20 protein-coding genes and 1 tRNA gene are annotated in these 17,909 nt (G+C 60.2%); 14 read left to right on the top strand and 7 right to left on the bottom strand.

Going from position 1 to position 17,909, the window contains the following annotated elements:
• Positions 1-20: 20 nt before the first annotated feature.
• Positions 21-272 carry a helix-turn-helix transcriptional regulator gene (locus tag CRO18_RS19240; RefSeq protein WP_097082584.1) on the bottom strand — a complete coding sequence of 84 codons (252 nt, stop codon included), beginning with the start codon at positions 270-272 and terminating at the stop codon, positions 21-23.
• Between the two features lie 77 nt (positions 273-349).
• Here CRO18_RS19240 and CRO18_RS13880 point away from each other — a divergent pair, with 77 nt between their 5' ends.
• From CRO18_RS13880 to CRO18_RS13905, 6 genes are all read left to right on the top strand, one after another.
• A complete protein-coding gene (locus CRO18_RS13880) occupies positions 350-688 on the top strand; it encodes a helix-turn-helix domain-containing protein (protein WP_097082585.1) in 339 nt (112 codons plus the stop codon).
• Positions 689-1,069: 381 nt separating this feature from the next.
• A complete protein-coding gene (locus tag CRO18_RS13885; RefSeq protein WP_097082586.1) occupies positions 1,070-1,288 on the top strand; it encodes a hypothetical protein in 219 nt (72 codons plus the stop codon).
• 83 nt (positions 1,289-1,371) lie between these two features.
• Entirely contained in the window at positions 1,372-1,653 is a 282-nt protein-coding gene (locus tag CRO18_RS13890; protein WP_249276071.1) for a DUF2312 domain-containing protein, read from the top strand.
• Complete coding sequence (locus CRO18_RS13895) at positions 1,653-1,853, top strand: hypothetical protein (RefSeq protein ID WP_097082588.1); 201 nt, start codon at positions 1,653-1,655, stop codon at positions 1,851-1,853. The genes CRO18_RS13890 and CRO18_RS13895 overlap by 1 nt, the downstream gene beginning before the upstream one ends.
• Before the next feature lie 13 nt (positions 1,854-1,866).
• Positions 1,867-2,079: a hypothetical protein gene (locus CRO18_RS13900; protein WP_097082589.1), complete on the top strand. Its 213-nt coding sequence runs from the start codon at positions 1,867-1,869 to the stop codon at positions 2,077-2,079.
• Positions 2,076-3,113: a tyrosine-type recombinase/integrase gene (locus CRO18_RS13905; RefSeq protein ID WP_097082590.1), complete on the top strand. Its 1,038-nt coding sequence runs from the start codon at positions 2,076-2,078 to the stop codon at positions 3,111-3,113. The genes CRO18_RS13900 and CRO18_RS13905 overlap by 4 nt, the downstream gene beginning before the upstream one ends.
• An 83-nt stretch (positions 3,114-3,196) precedes the next feature.
• Here CRO18_RS13905 and CRO18_RS13910 read toward each other — a convergent pair.
• Positions 3,197-3,280: transfer RNA gene (locus tag CRO18_RS13910), tRNA-Leu, on the bottom strand.
• A gap of 123 nt (positions 3,281-3,403) precedes the next feature.
• Here CRO18_RS13910 and CRO18_RS13915 point away from each other — a divergent pair.
• The 6 genes from CRO18_RS13915 to gluQRS all read left to right on the top strand — a co-directional run bounded on the left by CRO18_RS13915 (position 3,404) and on the right by gluQRS (position 10,075).
• Positions 3,404-3,982, top strand: coding sequence for a YqaA family protein (locus CRO18_RS13915; protein ID WP_076484671.1), 579 nt, complete (start codon positions 3,404-3,406; stop codon positions 3,980-3,982).
• On the top strand, positions 3,982-4,464 hold the full coding sequence (locus tag CRO18_RS13920; protein ID WP_097082591.1) for a disulfide bond formation protein B: 483 nt from the start codon (positions 3,982-3,984) through the stop codon (positions 4,462-4,464). The genes CRO18_RS13915 and CRO18_RS13920 overlap by 1 nt, the downstream gene beginning before the upstream one ends.
• Before the next feature lie 219 nt (positions 4,465-4,683).
• Positions 4,684-7,395 carry a DNA gyrase subunit A gene (gene gyrA / locus CRO18_RS13925; RefSeq protein ID WP_097082690.1) on the top strand — a complete coding sequence of 904 codons (2,712 nt, stop codon included), beginning with the start codon at positions 4,684-4,686 and terminating at the stop codon, positions 7,393-7,395.
• Between the two features lie 111 nt (positions 7,396-7,506).
• Entirely contained in the window at positions 7,507-7,857 is a 351-nt protein-coding gene (locus tag CRO18_RS13930) for a DUF6614 family protein (RefSeq protein WP_076484669.1), read from the top strand.
• Between the two features lie 41 nt (positions 7,858-7,898).
• Positions 7,899-9,242: a methylenetetrahydrofolate--tRNA-(uracil(54)-C(5))-methyltransferase (FADH(2)-oxidizing) TrmFO gene (trmFO, locus tag CRO18_RS13935; protein WP_097082592.1), complete on the top strand. Its 1,344-nt coding sequence runs from the start codon at positions 7,899-7,901 to the stop codon at positions 9,240-9,242.
• Positions 9,239-10,075 (top strand): tRNA glutamyl-Q(34) synthetase GluQRS, encoded by an 837-nt coding sequence (gluQRS, locus tag CRO18_RS13940; protein ID WP_097082593.1) that lies wholly within the window; start codon positions 9,239-9,241, stop codon positions 10,073-10,075. Before trmFO ends, gluQRS begins: the two co-directional genes overlap by 4 nt.
• Positions 10,076-10,153: 78 nt before the next feature.
• Here gluQRS and hisI read toward each other — a convergent pair whose 3' ends face one another.
• Positions 10,154-10,510, bottom strand: a complete 357-nt coding sequence (gene hisI / locus CRO18_RS13945) for a phosphoribosyl-AMP cyclohydrolase (protein ID WP_097082594.1) — start codon at positions 10,508-10,510, stop codon at positions 10,154-10,156.
• 68 nt (positions 10,511-10,578) lie between these two features.
• Between hisI and CRO18_RS13950 the strand changes: the two genes are divergently transcribed.
• Both CRO18_RS13950 and CRO18_RS13955 read left to right on the top strand, forming a co-directional pair.
• Positions 10,579-11,010 (top strand): iron-sulfur cluster assembly scaffold protein, encoded by a 432-nt coding sequence (locus tag CRO18_RS13950; RefSeq protein WP_097082595.1) that lies wholly within the window; start codon positions 10,579-10,581, stop codon positions 11,008-11,010.
• Positions 11,011-11,072: 62 nt separating this feature from the next.
• The gene (locus CRO18_RS13955; protein WP_097082596.1) at positions 11,073-12,482 is read left to right on the top strand and encodes a methyl-accepting chemotaxis protein; all 1,410 of its coding nucleotides are present in this window, start codon (positions 11,073-11,075) and stop codon (positions 12,480-12,482) included.
• A gap of 188 nt (positions 12,483-12,670) precedes the next feature.
• On the opposite strand, the gene CRO18_RS19170 is transcribed toward CRO18_RS13955, so the two are convergent.
• The 4 genes from CRO18_RS19170 to ctrA all read right to left on the bottom strand — a co-directional run bounded on the left by CRO18_RS19170 (position 12,671) and on the right by ctrA (position 17,881).
• Complete coding sequence (locus CRO18_RS19170; RefSeq protein WP_258223571.1) at positions 12,671-12,793, bottom strand: hypothetical protein; 123 nt, start codon at positions 12,791-12,793, stop codon at positions 12,671-12,673.
• A gap of 72 nt (positions 12,794-12,865) precedes the next feature.
• On the bottom strand, positions 12,866-14,959 hold the full coding sequence (recG, locus tag CRO18_RS13960; RefSeq protein WP_097082691.1) for an ATP-dependent DNA helicase RecG: 2,094 nt from the start codon (positions 14,957-14,959) through the stop codon (positions 12,866-12,868).
• The gene (gene ligA / locus CRO18_RS13965; protein WP_097082597.1) at positions 14,956-17,079 is read right to left on the bottom strand and encodes an NAD-dependent DNA ligase LigA; all 2,124 of its coding nucleotides are present in this window, start codon (positions 17,077-17,079) and stop codon (positions 14,956-14,958) included. The genes recG and ligA overlap by 4 nt, the downstream gene beginning before the upstream one ends.
• Before the next feature lie 88 nt (positions 17,080-17,167).
• Complete coding sequence (gene ctrA, locus CRO18_RS13970; RefSeq protein WP_076484662.1) at positions 17,168-17,881, bottom strand: response regulator transcription factor CtrA; 714 nt, start codon at positions 17,879-17,881, stop codon at positions 17,168-17,170.
• Positions 17,882-17,909: the final 28 nt, after the last annotated feature.

Raw genomic sequence — 17,909 nt, forward strand, 5'->3', positions numbered from 1 at the left:
GTCATCCGCCATGGCGCCCATCATGCAGCCCCCTCGATCCTGAAACCCGGAGTCGGGTCGGCGTTAGCAAGCGGAACCCACGAAGACGCAGGCACAGCTCCGCCGGTCAGCCGCTCAATGCGAACAGCCAATTCCAGCGAGGGGAGCCTCGCACCACTAATGAGGGCACTCATGTGACCGCGCGACACACCGATCGCTTCTGCGAATGCAGATTGAGGCAAACCAGCCTGCTTGAGATGTTCCGAAAGCTTGCACATGCCTTGAGTTTGCATATCGCAAACTTTTATTCAAGCCCGATGTTTGCTCTCGGCAATTAGTCAAAGCCGCGCCGAGGTGGCATCATGCAAACATGAGCACCGCGATGAAAAAGCTTCGGAACGACCGCGAATTGACGCTTGAGCAGCTGGCCGACATCACGGGGCTGTCTAAGGGGTTCTTGTCGCAGGTCGAAACCGGCAAGAGGCACGCCAGCCAGGCGACACTCCAGCTTATCGCCGACGCCCTTGGTTGCTCGATGTCCGCTCTAATTGCGGAGGAGTTGTCGGCTCAGGCTCTTCGGATATTCGAGGGTTTGTCTGAAGACGGCCGAAAGGAAGCTTTGCGTTATCTTCATTATATCTTAGCGCAAGAAGCCTCAACAGCATCAGAACCTTCCCCGCCGCATCAAGGCCGGCAAACCCATTCTTGAACTGTTCTTTCACGGTATCCCCCAAAGCAATGACGGGAACTTTACGAGAACATCCGCACAACGCAAGCCGCCAAATCTTGCGGTTAAGCGATCACTGAACCGCCAAGTTCAGGATGCCGCACCCATATATCGCCCGGAATCGCCGATCTACCAACGTGAGATCAGCGACCCATTACCCACGCTTTCACACCACTGACATCTTACGGAGCGCTCCGATTTCGGAGCCCGCAAAAGCAATACCCGAATAGCACCTGGCGAATCACAGCCCCAAGGTGTGTTTGCTTTGTGCTAACTTTTTTCTTGCCGAATTGTTTGCTGTGTGCAAATCATATTTAGGCGCGAACATGCGCAAACGAAAACCATCACTCACTGGAGGCGAAGATGCGGCGCGATGCTCCCCGATTTCTGCACTTACGCGACGGGCTCACCGCGCCGCATCAACGCCCACTGTCGGTTCCGGCCTTCATCGCACTGACCATCGTAACACTGGTGCTGGCCAACGCCGCCCTGCGCACCGCGCTGGAACTGCGCACGATGCTCGATCCGAAATTCTGCGCACCGGCCAATGCCGCCGCGCCCCTCTTTCCTGAGTGCCACTGAAACCCGGGCACGCTCACTGGCCCGGATGCGGCATCAATACCGCGTCCGGGTCTTTTTCAAAGGTCACCCCAATGCTTGATCAAATGCCGATGAAGGAAACCCAGGCTGACAAAGATGTGCGCGATCGCGTCTACAACGTCGCCGCCGAGGAACTGCGCCAGTTCATCGAACAATACGAACATCTGGACGCCGAGAAGAAAGACATCACCGAGCAGCAGAAAGACGTGATGGCCGAGGCCAAAGCGCGCGGCTACGACACCAAGGTGATGAAGAAGATCATCGCCTTGCGCAAACGCGACAAGAACGACGTCGCCGAAGAAGAGGCGATCATGGACATCTATAAAGCTGCGTTAGGGATGGTGTGATGCTGGACGCAGCCATTGGCATTGCCCTTGTCACGCTTGGCGCCCTCGGGCTCGCCTTCATCTTCCACTTCGCCGAAGCCGCCGAGGAAGAGGAAACCAACGGCCTCGGCATCGACATTGCCGCCACGATCCTGCCGATCCTCTACGCCTCAAGCGCGATCATCTGCGTTGGCGTGGCGCTGGCGTTCAACCTGATCTGAGGGGAGGCCACCCATGGGCAGGCATGATCTGCGAATCCTTTATGCCACAGACCGCACCGCGGCGAAGCTGCTGGACATGAAGCCGGCCGAGTTTCGGGATCTTGTTGAGGTGGGCGCGCTTCCGGCCCCACTTAGAATCGGCACGTTTGAGCGATGGTCGATCGAAGAGATCAATGCCATCGTGCAGGGCACCAAGCCAAAGCCAACCGAGGAATTTGAGCTTTGAAACGCTCCCAGAAACCTTACGTGCAAATCAAGACGGTCGGCGGCAAGACGCGCGCCTATTACCGCATGACTTGGCTTCAAGATGGCAAGCGCCGCGAGAAGTTCATCCCCCTCCCGTCGGACATTGATTCTGCCGAATTTGACCGGGCCTATTGGGCGATCCGTTCGGGCACGAGCCCCGCGTTGAAGAAGCCAGAGAAAGACACCTGGGCGGATCTGATCCGCGCCTATCGCACACATCCAAAGTTCACCCGGCTCGCCACATCAACCAAGCGCGCCTATGACCGCATCCTCAACGAGATCGCCGAGAAGAACGCCGACAAGCCGGTGCGCAGCCTCACCCGCGCCCAGGTGCGCGCGATCCATGCCAAATATGTGGACACCCCGCGCCGTGCGGATTGGATGGTGCAAATCATCAGCCTTCTTCTTAACTTCGCCCGACAGACACTTGATTGGAAAGTGGAAAACGTCGCCGAAGGAATTGAGCTTTACGGCAAGCAGCGCGAATTCGAGCCTTGGCCGGATTGGATGATCAGCAAGCTCGACACCGCGCCTGCGAACGTGCGCGCAGTAGCGGAATTGATCCTTGGAACCGGGCAACGCCCCAACGCCGCCATTAACATGCGTCACGATGATTTTCACGGCGAATGGATGGATGTGCTCGACGAAAAGACCGATACGCGGATCGAGGTCTACAGCCCGCCGAGCCTGCGCGCCTTCCTCGCCAGCCAGCCTAAGCGCGGCGCCCACATCCTCGCCAAGAATCTCACCGAACCGCTCGGCTATTCCGCTGTGGAAAAAGCCTTCCGCGCATGGCGCGCATCGCTGGGCGAGAAGGCGCGGCCTTTCACACTGCACGGGCTGCGCAAGCTGGCCATCATTCGATTGGCAGAGGCGGGCTGCACCGATGCGCAGATCCAATCGATTACGAACCAGACGCCGGAAATGATCGCTTATTACCGCGCACGCGCCAGCAGAAAACGGCTCTCAAAGGCCGCAATTACGCTCGTGGAACGGAACAAGTCCGAAACATGAACGTGGGAACTCGGGTTGGGAATTGGAAAAACCCGCTTGAAAGAACGATTCGACCGAGGCCATTTTATCGTTTAGTTTCAAGCTGGTGCCCGAGGCGAGACTCGAACTCGCACGCCTCTCGGCGGAGGATTTTGAATCCCCTGCGTCTACCATTCCACCACTCGGGCCAGCGATACGCATTTAGCGGGCTGTGGCGGCGCTTGCAAGAGGCAATGCACAGAAACCCGACGCGGCTGTGACTTGACGTGCTCCTCGCATCGGGCGAGACAACAAAAAACCGGGGGGCCGTGATGATCCGTAAGCTTTATGACTGGACGATGCGACAGGCCGAGGGCCGGTATGCCTATTGGGTTCTGGCCGTGGTGGCCTTTGTGGAAAGCTCGGTCTTTCCGATCCCGCCCGATGTGCTGATCATCCCTATGGTTTTGGCCGCGCGGCACCATGCATGGCGGATTGCGCTGGTCGCCACGGCGGCTTCGGTCGCGGGGGGGATGCTGGGCTATCTGATCGGCTACGGTTTTATGGATGCCATCGGCCAGCCGATTCTGGAATTTTACGGCAAGGCCGACAAATTCGATGAGCTCGCCACGCGGTTCAACGAGATGGGCGGCTGGGCCGTGCTGATCGCGGGGGTGACGCCCTTCCCTTACAAGGTCATCACGATCTTTTCAGGCGCCACGCATCTTGATCTGTGGCTTTTCGCTGGCGTGTCGGTTCTGGCGCGGGCATTGCGGTTCTTCGTGCTTGCCGCATTGTTGTGGAAATTTGGCGCACCGATCCGCGCCTTCATCGAACGCTGGCTTGGCCTGTTGTTCACCGCTTTCGTTGTGCTGCTGATTGGCGGCTTCTATGCGCTGAGGTTCCTGTGATGCCCCCTGCCCTTTCTCCGCGTGTGCTGGTTGCTTTGGCCACCCTTGGCTCGACCGGAATTTTGGCGGGAGCGCTGGTATTCCAAGCGATTGGCTATGCGCCGTGCGAATTGTGCATCTTGCAGCGCTGGCCGCATCTGGCGGCGGCAATCTTGGGGGCGGCGCTTTTGGCACTGCGGTTGCCACGGGTGCTGAACCTGCTTGGCATGGCGATCATGCTCGTCTCAACAAGCTTTGGCCTCTATCACTCCGGCGTGGAGCGCAAGATCTTTGCGGGGCCGGACAGCTGCACCTCGAACCCAATTGATGCGCTGTCGGCGGCGGATCTTTTGGCGCAAATCCAGCAAGCCCCGGTGGTGCGCTGCGATGAGATCGTTTGGGATCTGTTTGGCGTGACGATGCCAAACTTCAATGCGCTCTTCTCGCTCGCCTTTGCCGGGCTGTGGCTGATGGCCTTTCTCAGCGCGCGCAAGGCCCGCTAAGGGCGTATTTCGCGCGGATTTCCACAGAAAACGGCGGCAAGTCTTGCCTGCCGCGCGCTTGCCGATTGCACCCCAGCCTTGGGATGAGTTATAAAGCAGCACAACAAAATCTAGAAGAAGAAGACCCGCGTGACCGATACTCCCGACAGCTCGGATACCCTTGGCGAAACCCCGGAACGGCCCAGCCATTCGGGCCCCGTGGTCTCCATCGCCGAGGAGATGAAGACCGCCTATCTCGATTACGCGATGAGCGTGATCGTGTCGCGTGCGATCCCCGATCTGCGCGATGGGCTCAAGCCTGTGCACCGGCGCATCCTTTATGCGATGCATGAAACCGGCAACACGCATGACAAGCCCTATCGCAAATCGGCCCGCCCCGTTGGCGATGTGATGGGGAAATACCACCCGCATGGTGACGCGGCGATTTATGACGCGCTTGTGCGGATGGCGCAGGACTTCTCGATGAGCCTGCCGCTCTTGGATGGGCAGGGCAACTTCGGCTCGATGGATGGCGATAGCGCTGCGGCCATGCGCTACACCGAGGTGCGGATGGACAAACCCTCCGCCTTCTTGCTGAGCGATATCGAAAAAGACACGGTCGATTTCCAAGACAACTATGACGGCAAAGACCGCGAACCGACGGTGCTGCCCGCGCGGTTTCCGAACATGCTCGTCAATGGCGCGGGGGGGATTGCCGTTGGCATGGCCACCAACATCCCGCCGCACAATTTGGGCGAAGTGGTGGATGCCACGCTGGCGCTGATCGACACCCCCGATATGTCCACCGAGGCGCTGATGGACATCGTCCCCGGCCCCGACTTCCCGACTGGCGCGCAGATCATGGGGCGCGGTGGCGCCCGCAAAGCCTACCTCGAGGGGCGCGGCTCGGTAATCATCCGCGCGAAAACGCGCGTCGAGGAAATCCGCAAGGATCGCTACGCCATTGTCGTGGATGAAATCCCCTATCAGGTGAACAAGGCCGCGATGATCGAGAAGATCGCTGACCTTGTGCGCGAAAAGCGGCTTGAGGGGATTTCGGGCATCGCGGACGAGAGCGACCGCGTTGGCGTGCGGGTGGTGATTGAGCTCAAGCGTGACGCCACCCCCGATGTGGTGCTGAACCAGCTTTACCGTTTCACGCAGTTGCAAACCTCGTTTGGTTGCAACATGCTGGCGCTGAACGGTGGCCGGCCTGAGCAACTCACGCTGCGCGATTTCCTCACGCATTTCATCAGCTTCCGCGAAGAAGTTGTGGCGCGACGCACGGCTTACGAGCTGCGCAAAGCGCGTGAACGCAGCCACATTCTGTGCGGTCTGGCCGTTGCGGTTTCGAACGTCGATGAGGTTGTCGCCACGATCCGCGCCTCGAAAGACCCGGCAGAGGCGCGCGAAAAGCTGATGACACGGCGCTGGCCCGCGCATGATATTTTGGAATACCTCAAGCTGATCGACGATCCGCTGCATCCTGTGAATGACGACGGCACCTATAACCTGTCGGAAATTCAGGCCCGCGCGATCTTGGATCTGCGTCTGCAACGGCTCACCGCGATGGGCGTGCAAGAGGTCACAGACGAACTCGCCGAACTCGCCGGAAAAATCCGCGAATATCTGGCCATCTTAGCGTCGCGCGAGCGGATCATGAGCATCATCTCGGAAGAGCTGCGCGAGGTGAAAGCGCAATTCGCCGTGCCACGCCGCACCGAGATTGTGGATTGGGCGGGCGATCTGGACGATGAAGACCTGATCGAACGCGAAGATATGGTGGTGACCATCACCTCCGGCGGCTACATCAAACGCACGCCTTTGGCCGAATTCCGCGCGCAGCGCCGCGGCGGCAAGGGTCTGTCGTCGATGGCCACCAAAGAAGATGACGTGGTGACCACGCTGTTTGTGGCCAACACCCATACCCAGCTTTTGTTCTTCACCACCGATGGCATGGTCTATTCGCTCAAATGCTGGCGCTTGCCGCTGGCAGGCCGGACCTCCAAGGGCAAGGCGATCATCAACATCTTGCCGATCCCGCAGGGTGTTTCGATCGCCTCGCTGATGCCGGTCGATGCGCCGGAAGAAGAATGGGACAATTACCAAGTCTTCTTCGCCACCTCTGAAGGCGATGTGCGCCGCAACGCGCTGAGCGATTTCGCCAAGGTGATGCGCAACGGCAAACGCGCGATGGAACTGCCCGAAGGTGTGACGCTGGTCGATACCCGCATGTGCACCGAGGACGACGACATCATGCTGGTGATGGCGGGCGGGCGGGCGATCCGCTTCCCGGTCACCGAAGTGCGCGTGTTCAAGGGCCGGTCTTCCACTGGGGTGCGCGGCGTGCGTTTGGCCTCGGGCGATAAGGTCGTTTCGATGTCGGTCATTCGCCACTTTGAAGCCGAGCCGTGGGAGCGCGAAGCCTTTGTCAAACGCTTCCGTGCTGAGCTTGGCAGCGAGGGCGAGGAAGAGACCGAGGTCGAAACCGATGAAGACACGGTTGAAGCCGAAGGCACCCTGCCCGATGCGCGCTATGCCGAGATGCTCGAAGCGCAGAACCTTATTTTGACCATCACCGCCAAAGGCTTGGGCAAAATCTCATCGAGCCACAGCTACCCGGTGCGCGGGCGTGGCGGCCAAGGTGTCACGGCGTTTGAGAAATCCATGCGCGGCGGCCCGCTTGTGGCGTCGTTCCCGGTGGAACCGAGCGACCAGATCATGCTCGCCACCTCGACCGGGCAATCCATCCGTTGCCCGGTGGCGGGGATTTCTTTCCGCTCGCGTTCGGCCGGTGGGGTGAAGGTCTTCAACACCGGCAAGGATGAAGAGGTCGTTTCGGTCGCGCGTGTGGCTGACACCGGCGAGGATGAGGCTGTGGAAGCGGCAGAAACCGCCGAGGCCACCAGCGCTGCGCCGGAAGCCCCGCAAACGCCCGAAACCGAGGCTTAAAAGCGGGCGTAAGCTTTTCGGGCGGGGGCCACGGCCCCTGCCCATTTTCTTTGCAATTAAGGCTTTCTCAAAGCCTTTGTGCTTTCGTGCTGTTACCTACGGGAGGACAGCATGAACCTTTACCACTGCATGATCGAACTCAAGAGTGACGCGAAGGCCCTCGCCTTTGCCGCTTCGGTCGAACAATGGATGGGGGAGCTGAAGGCGCTCAACCTGATTGGTGGCTGGCGTCTGATGCGGCGCAAGCTGGGGCTCGCCAGCACGATGCATGAAGCGTTTTTGCTGGAGATCGAGGTCGAAGACCTTGCCGCGCTTGAGCGGGCCTTTCAGGCGGTTGCGGGCCTCGATGAAACCGAGATGCGCCATTACGAACTGATGCACGGCATGATCGCCTCTTACACGGTGGGCGTTTACCGCCCCTTCCCGGACCCGGAACGCCGCGAACGTGTCGCGCTGATCTGAGCGGGCTTTCCTTTTGGGGCGCGGCGCCCTAAATCGGCGCCATGACACAGACACTTCATATCATCGGTGCGGGCCTTGCGGGCTCAGAGGCGGCGTGGCAAGCGGCTCAGGCGGGCGTGCCCGTGGTGCTGCATGAGATGCGCCCGAAAGTGGGAACCTTTGCGCATCGCTCGGGCGATTGCGCGGAGATGGTTTGCTCCAACTCCTTCCGCTCAGATGATGATGAGCGCAATGCCGTGGGGCTTTTGCATTGGGAAATGCGCGCCGCGGGCGGGCTGATCATGCAAACGGCGGATCGTCACGCCCTGCCCGCAGGTGGGGCTTTGGCGGTGGATCGCGACGCATTTTCGGGCGCGGTCACCGCTGCTTTGCGCGCGCATCCGCTGATTTCCTTTTCCGAAGAAGAAGTGATCGAGCTGCCCCAAGACGGGCATTGGATTGTGGCGACCGGGCCGCTGACCTCGGGCAATTTGGCCGAAAGCATCCGCACGGTAACGGGCGCGGAAAGCCTCGCCTTTTTCGATGCCATCGCACCGATCGTTCATGCCGAAACGATTGATATGGACATTGCCTGGCGGCAAAGCCGCTACGACAAGGGCGAAACCGAGGAAGAGCAAAAGGCCTATATCAACTGCCCGATGAACCGGGAGGAATATGAGGCCTTCATCGACGCGCTTTTGGCCGCCGAGAAGACCGAGTTTCATGAGGGCGAGACGGCGGGCTATTTTGATGGTTGCTTGCCGATTGAGGTGATGGCGGAACGCGGGCGCGAAACGCTGCGCCACGGGCCGATGAAGCCGGTGGGGCTGACCAATCCGCATGACCCGGCCACCAAATCCTATGCGGTGGTGCAACTGCGCCGCGACAATGCTTTGGGCACGCTTTACAACATCGTCGGCTTCCAAACAAAGATGAAGTATGGCGCGCAAACCACTGTTTTTAAAATGATCCCCGGATTGCAAAACGCATCGTTCGCGCGACTTGGGGGCATTCACCGCAACACCTTCCTCAATTCGCCAACGCTGCTCGATGACCAGATGCGGTTGCGCCAACGCCCGAACCTGCGCTTTGCGGGCCAAGTGACGGGCGTTGAAGGCTATGTCGAAAGCGCGGCGATGGGGCTTTTGGCGGGCCGGATGGCCGCCGCCGAGATCAAAGGCCAAACCCTGCCGCCGCCCAGCTATGAAACGGCGATGGGCGCACTTGTGAACCACATCACGGGCGGGGCCGAGGCAAAGACCTTCCAGCCGATGAATGTGAACTTTGGCCTCTTCCCGCCGCTTGATGCCGCGCGCGGGGGCCGCAAAGGCCGCAAAGACCGCTACAAGGGCTATACCGACCGCGCTAAGGAGCAATTCACGGCGTGGCTTGCCGCGCAGGCATGATCACCCGCTTCGCGCCCTCGCCCACCGGTCCGCTGCATCTGGGCCATGCCTATGCTGCGCTTGTGGCGCATGACATGGCGCGGGCGGCGGGTGGTGCGTTTTTGCTGCGGATCGAAGATATTGACCGGGCGCGGTCCAAACCCGAATGGGAAGCGCAGATTTATGAGGATCTGCACTGGCTTGGGATCAGCTGGGACGGCGAGGTGATGCGCCAATCCGACCGCCTGCCCGCCTATCGCGCCACGCTTGAAAAGCTTTGGGCGGACGGCCTTCTTTACGCCTGCAATTGCACAAGGCGCGATATTGAGGCCGCCGTTACCGCCCCGCAAGAAGGCGCGCCGCTTGGCCCCGATGGGATCATCTATCCCGGTACATGCAGGCTAAAAGGCGCGCCCAAACCCGGTGAGCCCTTGCCCAAGGCCGCGCTGCGTCTGCGCATGGATTTGGCGGCATGTACTTGTTCTTTTGAAGAAACCGGCCCCGCGCATCGCGGCACGCATCCCATCACCCCCGCGCAGATGACGAACACTGTGGGCGATGTGGTGCTGGCGCGGCGCGAGATGGGCACCTCTTACCACCTTGCCGTGGTGCTCGATGATGCTGCCCAAGGCATCACTCATGTGACCCGCGGCGAAGATCTGTTTGAGGCAACCCAGATCCATGTCACGCTGCAAAAGTTGCTTGGCCTGCCGGTGCCGATCTACCACCACCACGGGCTGATCCGCGATGAGGCTGGCAAGCGTTTGGCCAAACGCGATGACGCCCGCGCGCTTTCCAAATACCGCGCGGAAGGCGCATCCCCCGCCGATATCCGTCGCCTCGTGGGTCTTTAAACCATCGAAGCGCTTATCCTTCGACTTGGCTTAAATATCCCGGGGGTCTGGGGGCAGCGCCCCCAGCCTTGGTCAATCTTACATCGGGTCCATGATCTCAACCTCTTCGCCCTCTCGCACCGCCGTGTAAAAGCACGAGCGGCGGTTGGTGTGGCAGGCGGGGCCGATCTGGTCGACCAGCATCAAAAGGCAATCCCGGTCACAATCGACGCGCAATTCGACCAGCTTTTGCACATGGCCCGAGCTTTCGCCCTTGGCCCAAAAGCTTTGCCGCGAGCGGCTCCAATAGGTCACCTGACCGCTCGCCAGCGTGCGCGCAAGGCTTTCGGCATTCATCCACGCCATCATCAGCACCTCGCCCGTCGCGTGATCTTGCGCAATCGCCGGGATCAGCCCGTTCGCGTCGTATTTCAGGCTGGCTGTGTCGAAACCCATGCTTTCCTCCCACTCGGTTGCGCTCTATCTACCGCTCTGAGACGTCAAGGAAAAGCCCGGGGGCCGCGATGAGCGAGAGCGATCTTTTTAAACTCTATGCTGACCGAGTGCTGGCCTTGGCTGCCGATATTCCGCTCACCGATCCGATTGATGCGCCCAGCCATGAGGCGACCGCGCGCGCGCCGCTGTGCGGTTCCAACATCGCGGTGGCGCTGCGGCAGGAGGATGGCAAAATCACCGCCTTTAGCCAAAGGGTGCATGCCTGCGCGCTCGGCCAAGCCTCGGCTTCGATTTTTGCCGCCCAAGTGATTGGCTGCACCGAGGCGGAGGTGCAGGCCCTGCGCGATGCTTTGGCCGCAATGCTGCAAGGCGGCCCGGTGCCCGCTGCGCCTTTTGCGGACTATGAGGTTTTGCAAGCCGCGCGCGATTATCCCAACCGCCACGCCTCGATTTTGCTCGCCCCGGATGCCACGTTAAAAGCCCTGCGCGGGGCTGGCTAAACGGCCTTAACACTTGTGCAAGGCCCCCATGCGATTGTGGCGAGACCTTGCGCGAGCCTTCAATGACACAGAGCCTAAATCCCCGAACCGACGACGCCCAAACAGCGGCGCGGATCAACCGCATTGCGGCAGATGCTGTCTTGCTTGGCCGCGATGTGGCCGAGGTGGCAGGCGCGCTGGATGCTTTAGAACAGCATATTGACGCGCAGATGAGCCTCTTGCAGACCGCGCGCTCCGCCGCCGAAACGGTGCAAGATGCCAATACCCGCGTGCTGGATGGCGCAGACCGCGTCAGCCGCTCGGCCGATGTGACGCTGGATCTGGTCGAGGGCACGGTGGCGCAATTGCGCGAAACCGGGGCGCATGCGCAAACCATTGCCGCTTGGGTGCGCGCCGCGATTGCGCGGATGGAAGAAATCAACACCACGCTGATCAAGGTGCAATCGGAAAACGCCGAGATTAAATCTGTTGCAAAACAGGTCAACATCTTGGCGATCAACGCAAAAATCGAGGCGGCGCGGGCAGGCGATTCCGGCAAGGGCTTTGCCGTTGTGGCCGAGGCGATCAACGAACTTTCGCGCAAAACGGCTGCTGCTGCCGATGGGATTGGCACCGCCGTTGGTGGGTTAAGCAGCTCCGTTGGGGCGCTCCATGATGAAGCAGGCGCAATCTCGCAAGATGCCAATGCGGTGCTGACAGGTGCTGCGGGCACAGATACCGCGCTTGGCCGGATGGTCGAAGGGCTCAAACAAACCCGCGAAGCGGTGAGTGAAATCACCGCCCGCGCGGGCGAGGTGAACGCCGCCAATGGCCGCTTTGCCCCCGCCTTTCGCGATATGGCGGATGGCATGACCAGCACCTCCGCCGAGGTGCATCAGGCCGCGCAAAAAACGCAGGCGCTGATTCTTGCGGGGGAAACCATCGTGCAAGAAGCGGTGGAACTGGGCGGCGCCACCACCGACGATGCCTTTATTCGTGCGGCGCAAGGCGCGGCGGCAGAGATTGGCCAAATCTTCGAATCGGCGATCCAACGCGGGCAGATCGCCGCCTCGTCTTTGTTTGACAGCCGCTACACGGCCATTCCCGGCACCGATCCGGCGCAGGTTATGGCACCTTTCACCAGTTTTACGGATTCTGTTTTGCCCGAGGTTCAGGAACGGATGCTCAGCCTGTCGCAGGATGTCGTGTTCTGCGCGGCGGTGGATCGCAACGGCTATCTGCCGACCCACAACCTGAAATTCTCGCAACCGCAAAGCGTGGACCCGGTCTGGAACGCGGCCAATTGCCGGAACCGGCGGATTTTCAACGACCGTGTTGGCCTGCGCGCCGGGCAATCCACCGCGCCGTTCTTGCTGCAAATCTACCGTCGCGACATGGGCGGCGGAGAATTTGTGCTGATGAAAGACCTTTCTGCGCCGATCTTTGTGAATGGCAAACATTGGGGCGGGCTGCGGCTGGCCTATCGGATGTAAGCACCCTGCCCTAACGCACCGAACCCAAACAAAAAAAACGCCGCCATCAGGGATGGCGGCGCAGGTATGCGCTTTTGGGTAAAACCTTGGGACAGGCAGCCGCGAAGCTTGGGACAGTCGGCGGCAAAAGCGCGAGGCAGTGAACGGTTGGCCGAAACATCCGACCGAAGAGGCAAACTTACAAAAGCTTAGAACAGCCCGGGCAGAAACAGCACCGCGCCAAAGGTGATGCACAGTGACAGCGCACCCAAAGTATCTTGCACGATCTCGGTGGTTTTACGGTCGGCGAAGGCGTTCAGGGCGTGGCGCATGTGTCTCTCCTTTCGTGTTGCCCATTTGTTCTCACGTTCTCACCGTATCGTCAAGAACATTTTGAGAACATTCTACCCAACCTCAATCAGACGGATCGCCCGGTCCTGCTCAGTCAGCCACAAAAGCGCCCGCGCCGCTTGGCCGCGTGGGCTTTCTAGACAAGGATCTTTTTCCAGCAACAACCGCGCATCTTGCTGTGCCAGTGCCATCAACCCGGCCTGGTGTTCCAGATCGGCAATGCGGAAGCGCGGCAGGCCAGATTGCGCCGTGCCGATCACATCGCCCGCGCCACGAATGGCCAAATCTTCCTCGGCGATGCGAAACCCGTCTTCGCTGTCGCGCAAAATCGCCAACCGCCGCTCGCCGCCCTCTGATAGCGGCGCTTGATAAAGCATCAGGCAGGTGGATTTTGCCGCCCCGCGCCCCACGCGCCCGCGCAATTGGTGCAACTGTGCAAGGCCAAAGGTCTCGGCCCGCTCAATCACCATGATCGAGGCATTGGGCACGTTCACCCCCACCTCGATCACCGTGGTCGCCACCAACACCCGCGTGCGGCCCGCGACAAAATCCGCCATCGCGGCATCTTTATCGCTGGGCGGGAGTTGGCCATGCACCAGCCCCACCACGCCTTCACCCAAAGCGGCCCGCAACGCGATGAAGCGTTCCTGCGCCGAGGCAAGGTCCACCCGCTCGCTTTCCTCCACCAAGGGGCAGACCCAATAGGCCTGCCGCCCCTCGGTCACAGCCTTTTTCAGATGCTCCACCACCTCAGAAATCCGCGAAGTCGAGACCAACGCGGTTTGCACCGGCTGGCGACCGGGCGGTTTTTCATCGAGCAAGCTCACATCCATATCGCCATATTGCGCCAGCGCGAGCGAACGCGGGATCGGCGTTGCCGTCATCACCAGCACATCGGCCATATCGCCCTTGGCCCCCAATTCTTGGCGTTGGTTCACCCCAAAGCGGTGCTGTTCATCAATGATGACCAGTCGAAGGTCTTGAAAGAAAACATCCTTTTGAAAAACCGCATGGGTGCCGAGCAAGATCTGAATCCGCCCCTCCACAAGGTCGGCCAGCTTCTTGGCGCGCTCGGCTCCCTTGTCGCGGCCCGTCAACACCGCCATTTGCACGCCCGCAGCCGCGGCCAAATCGGCCAAGCCCTCATAATGCTGGCGCGCCAAAATTTCGGTGGGCGCCATCAACACGCCCTGCCCGCCGGCCTCAACGGCATTCATCAACGCCAAGAACGCCACCAGCGTTTTGCCCGCGCCCACATCGCCTTGCAAAAGCCGGTTCATCCGGCGCGGCTCGGCCATATCGGCGGCAATCTCTTGGCTGGCCCGAAGCTGCGCGCCCGTGGGCTTAAAAGGAAGCGATGCCAGAACCTTACGCGCCAAAGCTCCATTACCTTTGGTGACGCGTCCCTTGGGGTGGCGGGCTTCGCGCCGTGCAAGTGCGAGCGTCATTTGATGCGCGAAAAGCTCATCATAGGCGAGCCGCAAGCGCGCGGGCGCCATTGGCACGGTATCGGCCTGCGTTTCGGGGCGGTGCGCGGCACGCAAAGCCGCAGCCCAATCGGGCCATTTCTCGCGCGCTTTCAAAGCCGGGTCGATCCATTCCTCATGCTCTGGCAAACGCGCCAGCGCCCCTTCCGACGCTTTCGCCATCACCTTTTGCGTGATCCCTGCGGTGAGCGGGTAGACCGGCTCAAACCGCGGCAGTTGATCTGCCTCATCGAGCGGTAAAATATGATCCGGGTGGACCATTTGCGCTGTGTTGTCAAAGAGTTCGAGCTTTCCCGAAACAAGACGACACTCCCCCACGGGCAGGATTTTTTGCAAATAATCCCCGCGCGCATGAAAGAAGACGAGCGCGAAATCCACCCCCTCGCCATCGCGCACCAGCACCCGCGTTGGGCCAGAGCGATTGCGCGAGGGGTGATGCGAAATCACCTCCACCTTGAGCGTACAAATAAGCGGCGGCACCACTTCGCGCAGGCTGGCAACGGGGCGGCGATCCACCAGCGCTTGCGGCAGCGTAAAAAGCACATCGCGCGGGCGCGTGATGCCAAGGTTTTCAAGGTTTTTCGCGGTTTTCGCGCCAATACCGGGCAGGGTTTCCACCTCGGCAAAAAGCGGGAACAGCGCGGCGGGGCGGCCCGTCATGTTGCGCCAATCATCGAAAGCCAAGTGTCTTCGTCGATCACCTTCACCCCCAGATCGGCGGCTTTCTTGGCTTTGGAGCCAGCGCCCGGCCCCGCCACCAAGATATTGGTTTTGGCCGAAACCGAGCCCGCGACCTTGGCCCCCAAAGCCTCTGCCCGTGCCTTCGCCTCGGCCCGCGTCATACGCTCCAACGTGCCGGTGAAGACGACGGTGAGGCCCGAAACCGGGCTTTCAGATGAAGGCGGGGTGGCATCTTGCACAGTCAGATGCGCCGCGAGCCGCAAAATCGCGTCACGTTCGGGCCCATCGTGGAAGGCAGACACGACCGAACGCCCCAAGGTTTCCCCCACCCCGTCAATGCTCAAAAGCTCGTCCCATTCCGCGCCTTCACAGGGGCCTGCGGTGGTCATGGCGTCCACAAACCGATCCCAGCTGAGGTAATGCGTGGCTAGAAGCTGAGCCGAACTTTCCCCCACATGGCGGATCCCAAGCGCAAAGATCAGCTTGGCAAGCGGAATGGCGCGCTTTTCCGCGATCGCGTCAAAAAGGTTTTGTGCGGATTTCTCGCCCCAACCATCACGGTTTTTAAGCTGTTGCAGGCCAGACCCGAAGCGTTCTTGCAGGGTGAAGATGTCGGCGGGTTCTTTCACCCAGCCGTCTTTGTAAAACGCCTCAACCTGCTTGGCGCCCAAGCCTTCAATGTCAAACGCGGCACGAGAGACGAAATGCTTGAGCTTCTCCACCGCCTGCGCGGGGCAAATGAGGCCGCCGGTGCAGCGGCGCACGGCATCGCCCTCTTCTCGAATCGCTTCAGAGCCGCATTCGGGGCAAAGATGCGGGAAGGTGTAAGGTTCCGCCCCCGGATCACGGCGCGCCAAGTCCACATCCGCCACCTTCGGGATCACATCGCCCGCGCGGTAGACCTGCACCCAATCGCCCTCGCGAATGTCTTTGCCGCCGCGAATTTCTTCGCCCTTGGAATCGCGCCCGGCGATGTAATCTTCGTTGTGCAGCGTCGCGTTCGAGACAACAACGCCGCCCACGGTGACGGGCGTCAGACGCGCCACGGGCGACAGCGCGCCCGTGCGGCCCACCTGAATTTCGATCTTCTCCAGCCGGGTCCAAGCGAGCTCGGCGGGGAATTTATGCGCCAAGGCCCAGCGGGGCGTGGTGGAGCGGAAGCCAAGCCGCGCTTGCAGCGCAAGGTCATTGGCTTTGTAAACCACCCCGTCGATATCATAGCCAAGCGTCGCCCGTTGCGCCTCAATAGCGCGGTAATGGGCGAGCATTTCGGGCAGGCTTTCGCAAAGCTTCGTGAGTGGATTTGTTTGAAACCCCAGTGCCTTAAGGCGCTTAATTGAGCCAAATTGCGTCGCAGCCAAAGGCTCAGACAACACGCCCCAAGCATAGGCAAAAAAGCGCAAAGGCCGCGCGGCGGTGATGCGGGCATCCAACTGGCGCAAAGACCCGGCGGCAGCATTGCGCGGGTTGGCAAAGGGTTTGTCGCCCTTTTCCAACTGACGCGCATTCAACGCCGCGAAATCTTCGTGGCTCATGTAAACCTCGCCACGCACTTCGAGCACGTCGGGCGCGCCAGTCAGCTTTTGCGGGATATCGGCAATGGTGCGCGCGTTTTCGGTGACGTTTTCACCCACCGCGCCATCGCCGCGCGTGGCCGCCTGCACCAAAACCCCGTTTTCATACCGCAACGAGAGCGAAAGCCCGTCGATCTTGGGTTCTGCCGTGCAGGGCAAAGGAGCCTCCGCCGCCAAGCCCAAGTAGCTGCGCATTCGCTCAACAAAATCGGCGATATTTTCATCGGAAAAACCATTGCCAAGGCTGAGCATCCGCACCGCATGATTAACCCGCTCGAACCTCTCGTTTGGGCGGGCTCCCAGCATGAATTCTGGGCTAAACAGCTCTTTGAGCTCAGGATACTTCTTCTCGATATCGAACGCGCGACGTTTTAAAGCATCGAATTCTGCGTCCGTCAAAAAAGGCTCATCATCAAGATGATACGCCTTGTTGGCGCGCTCGAGAATTGCTTCGAGCTCGTGCAGTTCTTTTTTGGCCGTCTCTTTGCCGAGCGCTTCAACTGGACGCGAGAATTGTTCTATCATCCGATATCCCCTAGAGCTGCCCCTGATTTAGGGGCAGCCGCGGGACGCGTCCAGCGAAAGGCGGAGAATTACGAACGCGGTCGGGCGATCAGGCGCTGGCCGCGATGCGGCGGTCCATATCGCCCTGATCAGGGTCCCGCAGGACATAGCCCCGGCCCCAAACGGTTTCGATATAGTTCTCACCACCGGTGACTTCGGCAAGCTTTTTGCGCAGCTTACAGATGAAGACGTCGATGATCTTCAGTTCCGGCTCATCCATGCCCCCGTAGAGGTGGTTGAGGAACATTTCCTTGGTCAGCGTCGTGCCTTTGCGCAGGCTCAGAAGCTCAAGCATCTGATATTCTTTGCCCGTCAGGTGCACCGGCTTGCCCGCCACTTCGACCGTTTTCGCATCGAGGTTCACCGAGATTTTCCCGGTGCGAATGATCGATTGCGAGTGGCCTTTCGAGCGACGGATGATCGCATGAATACGGGCCACCAGCTCTTCACGATGGAAGGGCTTGGTCATGTAATCATCAGCCCCGAACCCGAAGCCTTTGATTTTGTTCTCGGTGTCATCCGCCCCGGTCAGAATCAGGATCGGCGTGTCAACCCGCGCCAGACGCAGCTGCCGCAGAACCTCCAGCCCGTTCATATCGGGCAGGTTCAGGTCCAGCAGAATCAGGTCATAGTCATATAGCTTCGCAAGATCGATGCCTTCCTCCCCAAGGTCTGTGCAATAGACATTGAGGTTGGCATGAGTCAGCATCAGTTCAATGCTGCGCGACGTGGTTGGATCGTCTTCGACCAACAAAATCCGCATCCTGGGTTCTCCGCATTAATCCCTCGAT

The organism is Rhodobacter sp. JA431, assembly GCF_900217725.1.
GTDB lineage: Bacteria > Pseudomonadota > Alphaproteobacteria > Rhodobacterales > Rhodobacteraceae > Rhodobacter > Rhodobacter aestuarii.